The sequence below is a fragment of the Micromonospora sp. NPDC005171 genome (genome assembly GCF_040608575.1).
Taxonomy (GTDB): domain Bacteria; phylum Actinomycetota; class Actinomycetes; order Mycobacteriales; family Micromonosporaceae; genus Micromonospora.
In genome coordinates this window covers 1-9,484 of record NZ_JBEXIM010000071.1, presented here as the reverse complement: position 1 = coordinate 9,484, position 9,484 = coordinate 1, and the positions used below count along the sequence as shown (strand labels likewise).

At 71.0% G+C, this 9,484-nt stretch carries 7 protein-coding genes; 3 read left to right on the top strand and 4 right to left on the bottom strand.

Annotated features, from left to right (window positions below):
• Positions 1 to 288, top strand: a 288-nt coding sequence (locus ABZU74_RS33695) for a hypothetical protein (protein ID WP_355432733.1), incomplete at its 5' end; no start/stop codon positions are given.
• 401 nt (positions 289 to 689) lie between these two features.
• Here ABZU74_RS33695 and uvrC read toward each other — a convergent pair.
• The 4 genes from uvrC to rsgA form a co-directional block, all read right to left on the bottom strand.
• Entirely contained in the window at positions 690 to 2,678 is a 1,989-nt protein-coding gene (gene uvrC, locus ABZU74_RS33690) for an excinuclease ABC subunit UvrC (RefSeq protein ID WP_355432729.1), read from the bottom strand.
• 188 nt (positions 2,679 to 2,866) lie between these two features.
• The gene (locus ABZU74_RS33685) at positions 2,867 to 3,352 is read right to left on the bottom strand and encodes a Rieske (2Fe-2S) protein (protein ID WP_355432726.1); all 486 of its coding nucleotides are present in this window, start codon (positions 3,350 to 3,352) and stop codon (positions 2,867 to 2,869) included.
• Between the two features lie 163 nt (positions 3,353 to 3,515).
• Positions 3,516 to 6,461, bottom strand: coding sequence for an excinuclease ABC subunit UvrA (gene uvrA / locus ABZU74_RS33680; protein WP_355432723.1), 2,946 nt, complete (start codon positions 6,459 to 6,461; stop codon positions 3,516 to 3,518).
• Between the two features lie 251 nt (positions 6,462 to 6,712).
• Complete coding sequence (gene rsgA / locus ABZU74_RS33675; RefSeq protein WP_355432720.1) at positions 6,713 to 7,783, bottom strand: ribosome small subunit-dependent GTPase A; 1,071 nt, start codon at positions 7,781 to 7,783, stop codon at positions 6,713 to 6,715.
• Between the two features lie 178 nt (positions 7,784 to 7,961).
• Between rsgA and ABZU74_RS33670 the strand changes: the two genes are divergently transcribed.
• Complete coding sequence (locus tag ABZU74_RS33670; protein WP_355432718.1) at positions 7,962 to 8,678, top strand: maleylpyruvate isomerase family mycothiol-dependent enzyme; 717 nt, start codon at positions 7,962 to 7,964, stop codon at positions 8,676 to 8,678.
• Between the two features lie 7 nt (positions 8,679 to 8,685).
• The gene (locus tag ABZU74_RS33665; RefSeq protein ID WP_355432715.1) at positions 8,686 to 9,339 is read left to right on the top strand and encodes an MBL fold metallo-hydrolase; all 654 of its coding nucleotides are present in this window, start codon (positions 8,686 to 8,688) and stop codon (positions 9,337 to 9,339) included.
• The last annotated feature ends 145 nt before the right edge of the window (positions 9,340 to 9,484 follow it).

Below are 9,484 nucleotides of genomic sequence, written 5' to 3'. Positions count from 1 at the left end.
TGGCGGGATGATCGACTCGGGTTCACGGAAAACGCGGTGTCCGGGTGCCGGGCACACCCCGACATCATGAAAACCGAGTGGATCACGCCGGTCTGGGCCGTTACTGCACCCGACTCCGACCCCGGGCCGAGCCGACCCCGACCCGAGCCGGCCCACGATTCCGCCGGCGGGGTGGCCCCGACCAACCAACAGCGCGCCCAAAGCCGACATCTCACCCACCCCGCCTACGGCCGAACCCGACTCGTCGACCTCCTCGACCTCGTCGGCAAGATCCACTCGGATTCCTGAAAGTCGCGGTGACTGGGTGCCGGGGATAGCCCGACATCATGAAACGCGGAACAAACCGCCTGATCGACTCGGGTTCACTGAAACCGCGCTGTTCCGGCGCTGGGGACACCGCGAATTCAAGGAAGGCGAGTGGATCACGCCCGCCTGCACCGTCCGCGCTCTGCACCCGCACCCACACCCGCGCCAGTCCCGGCCCGGCCCGGCCGCCAACGGCCCGCCCGGACCACTCCGCCCGACCCGCCCAGGGGCCGAAACGACACCCGGCCAGGCAGTTCGCCCGCCCGAGATCGTGCTCGATCCAGGAAACAGGGCCCTCCCCTGGGCCAGGGGGCCACTACATCCAGGATCGAGCACGATCATGCCTGGCGCGGCCACCCGTCGAGGGTGAGCGGGGACCACGCTCAGGCGCTCGGCTTCGCCTCCGCGCCGTCGCTGGCCTTCGTGTCCTTGTCCAGCGCGGCCAGGATCGCTTCGGCGGTGCGCCTACCCACCCCGGGCACCTCGGTGATCTCTTCGACCGTCGCGGCCGAGAGTCGCTTGAGCGAGCCGAAGTGCCGCAGCAGCGCCTTGCGTCGCACCTCACCCAGGCCGGGTACGTGGTCCAGCGCCGACTCGGTCATCCGCTTGGAGCGGCGCTGCCGATGGAAGGTGATGGCGAACCGGTGGGCCTCGTCACGCACCCGTTGCAGCAGGTAGAGCCCCTCGGAGGTGCGCGGAAGGATGACTGGGAACTCGTCGTCCGGGAGCCACACCTCCTCCAGCCGCTTGGCCAGCCCGCACAGGGCCACGTCGTCGATGCCCAGGTCGGCGAGGGCCTGCGCGGCGGCCGCGACCTGTGGGGCGCCGCCGTCGACGACCACCAGCTGCGGCGGGTACGCGAATTTTCGGGGGCGGCCGGTGGTCGGATCGATCAGGACGCCGACCTGCGGTTCGACGGTGTCCTGGGGGGCGGCCGAATCGTCGGCCGACTCCACGCCCACCTCGCCCGTCTCGGCCCGGGCGTCCAGGTAACGGGCGAAGCGTCGCCGGAGCACCTCGGACATCGCGGAGAGATCGTCGGTGGCGCCCCGGACGATGAACCGCCGGTATTCGCTCTTGCGGGGCAGCCCGTCCTCGAAGACCACCATGCTGGCGACCACGTCGGTGCCCTGGATCTGGGAGATGTCGAAACACTCGATGCGCAGCGGCGAGGTGTTCATGCCCAGCGCCTCGCTGATCTCGTCCAGCGCCTTGCCCCGGGTGGTCAGGTCACCGGAGCGCTTCAGCTTGTGCCGGGCCAGCGCGTCCTTGGCGTTGCGCTCCACCGTCTCCATCAGTGAGCGCTTGTCGCCGCGCTGGGGCACGCGTAGCGACACCCGGCTGCCCCGGTGGTTGGAGAGCCATTCGGCAAGCGCGTCGGCGTCCGCGGGCAGTTCGGGGACCAGCAGTTCGCGAGGCACGTCGGCCTCACCGTGCTCGCCGCCGTACACCTGGGTGCAGAAGTGGTGCACCAGGTCCCCGGTGGTCAGATCCTCGGTCTTCTCCACCACCCAGCCGCGCTGACCGCGGACCCGGCCGTCGCGGACGTGGAAGACCTGCACGGCCGCCTCGAGCGGGTCGTCGGCGAACGCGACGACGTCCGCGTCGGTGCCGTCGCCGAGCACCACTGTCTGCTTCTCCATGGCCCGGCGGAGCGCGGCCACGTCGTCGCGCAGCCGGGCGGCCCGCTCGAACTCCAGTTGCTCGCTTGCCTCGGTCATCTCGCGCTCGATCTTGCGGACCATGGTGTCGGTGCGCCCGGCCATGAAGTCGCAGAACCCGTCGACGATGGCCCGGTGTTCGTCGGCGGAGACGGTGCCGACGCACGGCGCCGAGCACTTGCCGATGTAGCCCAGCAGGCAGGGACGACCGACCTGACCGGCCCGCTTGAACACCCCGGCGGAACACGTCCGCGCGGGGAACACCCGCAGCAGCAGGTCGAGAGTCTCCCGGATGGCCCAGGCGTGCGAGTAGGGACCGAAGTAACGCACGCCCTTGCGCTTGGCGCCGCGCATCACCTGCAGCCGGGGGTACTCCTCGTCGAGGGTGACGGCGAGATAGGGGTACGACTTGTCGTCGCGGTAGCGGACGTTGAACCGCGGGTCGTACTGCTTGATCCAGGTGAACTCCTGCTGGAGCGCCTCGACCTCGGTGCCAACGGTGATCCAGTCCACCGACTCGGCGGTGGTGACCATCTGCCGGGTGCGTTCGTGCAGGTTCCAGACGTCGCCGAAGTAGGAGTTGAGTCGGCTGCGCAGATTTCGCGCCTTGCCGACGTAGATCACCCTGCCGGTGCCGTCGCGGAAGCGGTAGACCCCCGGTAGCTCCGGGATGGTGCCGGGTGCGGGGCGGTAGGTCGAGGGGTCAGCCACGGCAACAAGCCTAGTCCGCAGCACCGACAGCCCACGCGGGCGCGTGATCCACTCGGTGTCCCGGAAGTCGGGGTGTCGGCACGACGCGGACACCCCGACTTCCCGAAACACGAGTCGACCCTGCGGCGCCGGGTCGACCGGCCGCTCAGCGTCCGGCGGCCGGGCCAGCCCGCGGGCGGCGCGTCGGATCAGGCCAGCGAGATCTGGTCGCCGGTGACCTTGATGTTCCTGGGCGGCAGCGGCTTGGTGGCCGGGCCGGCCTTCACCGAGCCGTCCTCGATCGAAAACTTGCTGCCGTGGCAGGTGCAGTTGATGGTGCCGCCGTCGACGTTCGTCACCGGGCAGTTCTGGTGCGTACAGATCGGGCTGAAGCCCTTGAACTGGCCCGCCGCTGGCTGGGTGATGACCACACCTTCGGCGGCGAGGACCTTGCCGCCACCGACCGGGATGTCGGCGGTGGTGGCCAACGACTGGGCATTTTGGCGGTCGCCACCGCCGGCGTCACCGGTGCTGGGCACGGCGGGGCCACCACTGGTGGGTGCGCCACTGCCGCTGCCGCCGTCGTCGCTGCCGCAGGCAGCCAGGACGACGGCCGCGCCGACCGCCCCGACGCCGGTGAGCAGGGTACGGCGTGTCTGCGTACCCGGACCGGTCAGCGCCTGATCGTCACTCATGCCTCGCCTCTCTCTAGCCCGCTGCGCCGGTCGGTAGCCGGTCACACTTCTCCACACGGGCAACTGTGCCGGATGGTTCATCGCGGCATTCGTCCGACCCGGCAACTGGGGCGGGGCGGGTCGTCATCCGACCCGCCCCGCCTGACGAACACGCCCGGAGAGGTCAGCGTGCTGCGGCTGGCACCTTACGGCTGGCCCGCGCCTTGGTCGCGCCGTTGGCCTTGGCGGCCCGGGTGGTGGCGGCAGCCGCACCCTTGGCCTCGCCGTCAAGCTTGAGCACCTGGCGCAGGAACTCGCCGGTGTGGCTCTCGGCCACCTCGGCGACCTCCTCGGGGGTGCCGGTGGCGAGCACGGTGCCGCCGCGGTGGCCACCCTCGGGACCCATGTCGATCAGCCAGTCCGCGGTCTTGATCACGTCGAGGTTGTGCTCGATGGTGATCACCGTGTTGCCCTTGTCGACCAGCCCTTCCAGCACCATCAGCAGCTTGCGGATGTCCTCGAAGTGCAGACCTGTGGTCGGCTCGTCGAGCACGTAGACCGTGCGCCCGGTGGAGCGCTTCTGCAGCTCGGAGGCGAGCTTGACCCGCTGCGCCTCACCACCGGAGAGGGTCGGGGCGGGCTGACCGAGGCGGACGTAGCCCAGGCCGACGTCGACGAGCGTCTTGAGGTGCCGGTGGATGGCCGGGATGGCGGAGAAGAACTCGGCGGCCTCCTCGATCGGCATTTCCAGCACGTCGGAGACGGTCTTGCCCTTGTAGTGCACCTCAAGGGTCTCCCGGTTGTACCGGGCGCCCTTGCAGACCTCGCAGGGGACGTACACGTCGGGAAGGAAGTTCATCTCGATCTTGATGGTGCCGTCACCCGAGCACGCCTCGCAGCGCCCGCCCTTGACGTTGAAGGAGAACCGTCCGGGGCCGTAGCCGCGTACCTTCGCCTCGGTCGTCTCGGCGAAGAGCTTGCGGACGTGGTCCCAGACTCCGGTGTAGGTGGCCGGGTTGGAGCGCGGCGTCCGGCCGATCGGCGACTGGTCCACGCCGACGACCTTGTCCACGTGCTCCAGACCGGAGACCCGGGTGTGCCGGCCGGGCACCAGCCGGGCGCCGTTGATCTGGTTGGCCAGCACCGCGTAGAGGATGTCATTGACAAGCGTCGACTTGCCCGAGCCGCTGACCCCGGTGACCGCGATCAGCTGGCCCAGCGGGAACGAGACGGTCAGGTTGCGCAGGTTGTGCTCCCGCGCGCCGTGCACCACCAGCTCCCGGGCCGGATCCTGTGGGCGGCGGCCGGTCGGCGTCGGGATCGACCGGCGACCGGACAGGTACGCCCCGGTGATCGACTCCTTGTTCTTCAGCAGCGCCGGCACCGAGCCGCTGTGCACGATCTTGCCGCCGTGCTCACCAGCGCCGGGCCCGATGTCGACGATCCAGTCGGCGGTGCGGATGGTGTCCTCGTCGTGCTCCACCACGATCAGCGTGTTGCCCAGCCCGCGCAGCCGGATCAGGGTCTCGATCAGCCGGTGGTTGTCGCGCTGGTGCAGCCCGATCGACGGCTCGTCGAGCACGTAGAGGACGCCCACCAGGCCGGAGCCGATCTGGGTGGCCAGCCGGATGCGCTGTGCCTCGCCGCCGGAGAGCGTGCCGGCCGGGCGGTCCAGGGAGAGGTAGTCCAGGCCGACATCGAGCAGGAACCGCAGCCGGGCGTTGATCTCCTTGAGGACCCGCTCGGCGATCATCTTCTGCCGGTCGGTCAGCTCGATGCCGGCGAGCAGGTCGGCGCACTCCCCCACGGACAGGTTGCAGACCTCGGCGATGCTCTTGCCGGCCAACGTGACAGCGAGCACCTCGGGCTTGAGCCGGGCACCGCCGCACGCCGCGCACGGCACGTCGCGCATGTAGCCCTCGTACTTGTCGCGGGACCACTCGGACTCGGTGTCGGAGTGCCGGCGCTCGATCCACTGCACCACGCCCTCGAAGCCGGTGTAGTAGGAGCGCTCGCGGCCGTACTTGTTGCGGTAGCGCACATGCACCTGGTCGTCGGAGCCGTGCAGGATCGTCTTCTGCGCCCGCGCCGGCAACGCCCGCCACGGGGTGTCGATGTCGAAGTGCTGGGCCTCGCCGAGCGCCTCCAGCAGGCGCAGGAAGTATTCCAGGTTGTGCCCGGTGGACCAGGGCTGGATGGCGCCCTCGCGCAGGCTGCGCTCCGGGTCGGGAACCAGCAGCTCGGGGTCGACCTCCTTCTTGGTGCCCAGGCCGGTGCACTCCGGGCAGGCGCCGTAGGGCGCGTTGAAGGAGAAGACCCGCGGCTCGAGATCCTCGATGGCCAGCGGGTGGTCGTTGGGGCAGGCCAGGTGCTCGGAGTAGCGCCGCTCGCGGTCCGGGTCGTCCTCGGGGAGGTCGACGAAGTCGAGCAGGACCAGGCCACTGGAGAGGCCCAGCGCCGCCTCGACCGAGTCGGTGAGCCGCTGCTTGGCGCTCGGCTTGACGGTGAGCCGGTCGATCACCACCTCAATGGTGTGCTTCTCCTGCTTCTTGAGCTTCGGCGGCTCGGTCAGCGGGTGCACCACGCCGTCGACCCGGGCCCGGGCGTAGCCCTTGGCCTGCAGCTCGGCGAAGAGGTCGACATATTCGCCCTTGCGGCCACGGATCACCGGGGCGAGGACCATGAACTTGGTGCCCTCGGCCATGGCGAGGACGCGGTCGACGATCTGCTGCGGGCTCTGCCGGGAGATGCGCTCGCCGCAGACCGGGCAGTGCGGCTCACCGATGCGGGCGTAGAGCAGGCGCAGGTAGTCGTAGACCTCGGTGATGGTGCCGACCGTCGAACGCGGGTTACGCGAGGTCGACTTCTGGTCGATCGAGACGGCCGGGCTCAGGCCCTCGATGAAGTCGACGTCCGGCTTGTCCATCTGGCCGAGGAACTGCCGGGCGTACGACGAGAGCGACTCGACGTAGCGGCGCTGCCCCTCGGCGAAGATCGTGTCGAAGGCCAGGCTCGACTTGCCCGACCCGGACAGCCCGGTGAACACGATGAGTGCGTCCCGGGGCAGGTCGAGACTGACGTCACGCAGGTTGTGCTCGCGCGCGCCACGGATGATCAGTCGGTCGGCCACGGTGCGTGTACTCCCGGGAGAAGACGAAGCGAAGGATGTGTCCCGCTCTGGGTGGTCTTGAGCGGTCGTGCGGGCGCGGAAAACACGCCTCGGCAACTCTAGCCCCGAGGTATGACAGTTTCCCCCGCCCGCACATTCCCCCAGCTCAGCCCGGTCGGCCGCAACCGCCCGCACGCCCTCGGGCACCCGGCCGCCGGGCCGGACACACCCCCCGCCCGAGAGGCGCGCACTCCTAACCGAAACCCGTCCGGTCAGTAGCCGCCGGGCATCGGCGGTCGCGTGGCCCGGCGTCGGGCCGAACGCCACCCGCCGCGCCGCTCGGCCGCCACCCGGGCCTCCCGGCGGCGGCTCTCGTGGGCCACCTCACCCTGCAGCCGCCGCCAGCTCTCCCACCGGCGGGTGGAGAGTTCGCCGGTGTGCAGCGCCTCCCGGACCGCGCAGGCAGGCTCGCCGTCGTGCCCGCAGTCGGCGTACCGGCAGCCCTCGGCCAGCCCGGCGATGTCGGCGAACGCCCGGTCGAGCCCGGCTACGCCGTCCAGCAGGCCGACCGCCCGCACACCGGGCGTGTCGATCACCGCCCCGCCGCCGGGGATCGGGACGAGCGCCCGCCAGGTGGTGGTGTGCCGACCCTTGCCGTCGACGCGCCGGATCGCCTGGGTGGGCATCATCACCGCCCCGACGAGGGCGTTGACCAGGCTCGACTTGCCCGCGCCGGATGGGCCGAGCAGGCCGAGCGTGCGGCCGTGCGCCACCTCGGCGCGCAGCGGGCCCAGCCCGAGGCCGAGTTCGGCGCTGACCGGCAGCACCGGCACTCCGGGGGCGACGGCGGCCAACTGACGGGCCAGTGCGCCCGGGTCGGCCGCGAGGTCCGCCTTGGTCAGTACGACAAGTGGCCGGGCGCCGGACTCGTGGGCCAGGGAGAGCAGGCGCTCGATCCGGGCCACGTCCGGCTCGGGGTGCACCGGCTCCACCACGGCGGCGGCGTCGAGGTTGGCGGCCAGCACCTGGCCGCTGGCGTCCTTGCCGGCGGTACGCCGAATCAGCGCGGCGCGCCGCGGCAGCACCACCTCCACTGTGACGCGGCGGTCCGGCCAGTTGGTGAGCAGTACCCAGTCCCCGGCGCAGGGCAGCGCGGACGGGTCCCGGGCGGCGGCGGCCAGCACCGCCCCACCCAGGCTGGCCCGGATCGGGCCGGCTGCGCTGAGCACCGTGCAGACCCCCCGGTCCACCCGGGCCACCCGGCCCGGCTGGTGCTCGCCGCGGCGCGCGGCGTACGCCGTGCGCTCGGCGTCCCAGCCGAGCGCGGTCAGATCGATCGTCATGGCATCCTCATCGGTGTCGAAGCTGGTGATGGCGGAACACGCGTGCCACGTCCGGCATGATCACCACCTCCGTCCGATGTCCCGGTGCCGCGTCTGCCGCTGACGGTAGGTCGCGCGCCGACGCGCCGAAAGCGATTTCCCCGGCGACGGCGCGGCGGCGGACCGCTAGGGTCGACGGGTGACCACGGATCCGCTGCTGCTGATGGGCGAGGTGGACGCGGCCACCAGCCGACTACTCCGTACCGCCGCTTCCTTCGACGCCGCGGACCTGGCTGCCGCGTCGCTGCTGCCCGGCTGGACGCGCGGCCACGTGCTGGCGCATCTGGCGCGCAACGCCGACGGCTTCGTCAACCTGCTCACCGCGGCCCGCACCGGGGAGGCGCTGCCGATGTACGCCTCGCTGGAGGCCCGCACGGCGGACATCGAAGCCGGTTCGAGCCGGCCACCGGCCGAGCATCTAAACGACCTGCGCCGCACCGCGGACCTGTTCGCCGAGGCGGTCGCGGCGATGCCCGCCGACGCCTGGGCGGCGACGGTGCAGGCGCGGAAGGGCCCGTGGCCGGCGGCGCTGCTGGTCTGGGGCCGGTTGCGGGAGATCGAGGTGCACCACCTCGATCTGGCCGCCGACTACCGGGCCGCGGACTGGTCGGAGACGTTCGCCCACCGACTGCTGCGCGAGGCGGCCAGCCATCACGCCATGGGGCCGACACCGCCGTCCATGGTGCTCCGCCTCGACGGCAGCGAGCACGAGGTGGTGATCGGGGAGCGCGGCGGTGCCCCGATCGTCGCCGGTCCCGCCCCCGACCTCGCCGCCTGGCTGATCGGCCGCGCCGACGGCGCCCCGCTCTCCGTCACCCCCGAGGGTCCCCTGCCTACTCCACCGGAATGGATTTAGAAACGTCATGACATACAGCGGAGACGTCACGCACGGCGGCGCACCGGCGGTTCGGAAGCTGGACGGGCTGACCATCAGCAAGCTGTCGGTGGGCCCGATGGACAACAACGCCTACCTGCTGCGCTGCACGAACACCGGTGACCAGGTGCTGATCGACGCCGCCAACGAGGCGCCCCGCCTGCTCGAACTTATCGGTGACGGTGGGCTCACCGCCGTGGTGACGACGCACCAGCACATGGATCACTGGGTGGCGCTGGAGGAGGTCGTCGCCAAGACCGGCGCCCGGGTGCTGGTGCACGCCGACGACGCGGCCGGGCTGCCGATCGAGGCGGAGCGGCTGGCCGACGGCGACACAGTGCCGGTCGGCGACTGCGCCCTGGAGGTCATCCACATCAAGGGGCACACCCCGGGTTCGATCGCACTGCTCTACCGCGACCCGGCGGGCACCCCGCACCTCTTCACCGGCGACAGTCTCTTCCCCGGTGGGGTGGGTAACACCGACAAGGACCCGGAGCGCTTCGCGGCGTTGATCGGCGACGTCGAGCAGAAGCTGTTCGACCAGCTACCGGACGACACCTGGTTCTACCCGGGCCACGGCAAGGACAGCACCCTTGGCGCCGAACGCCCGGCCCTCCCCCAGTGGAAAGCAAGAGGCTGGTAACCCGACCCAACGTCGACCAAGAACCACCAAGATCAATAACCGCCGGCGTAGGCGGCACCCCCGCACGAACCGGAACCACCACGGGGCGGGGGCCCGCCGTGCCCGGCGCAGGGATCAAGCCTGACCGCCCGGAGCCGGGCGCGGC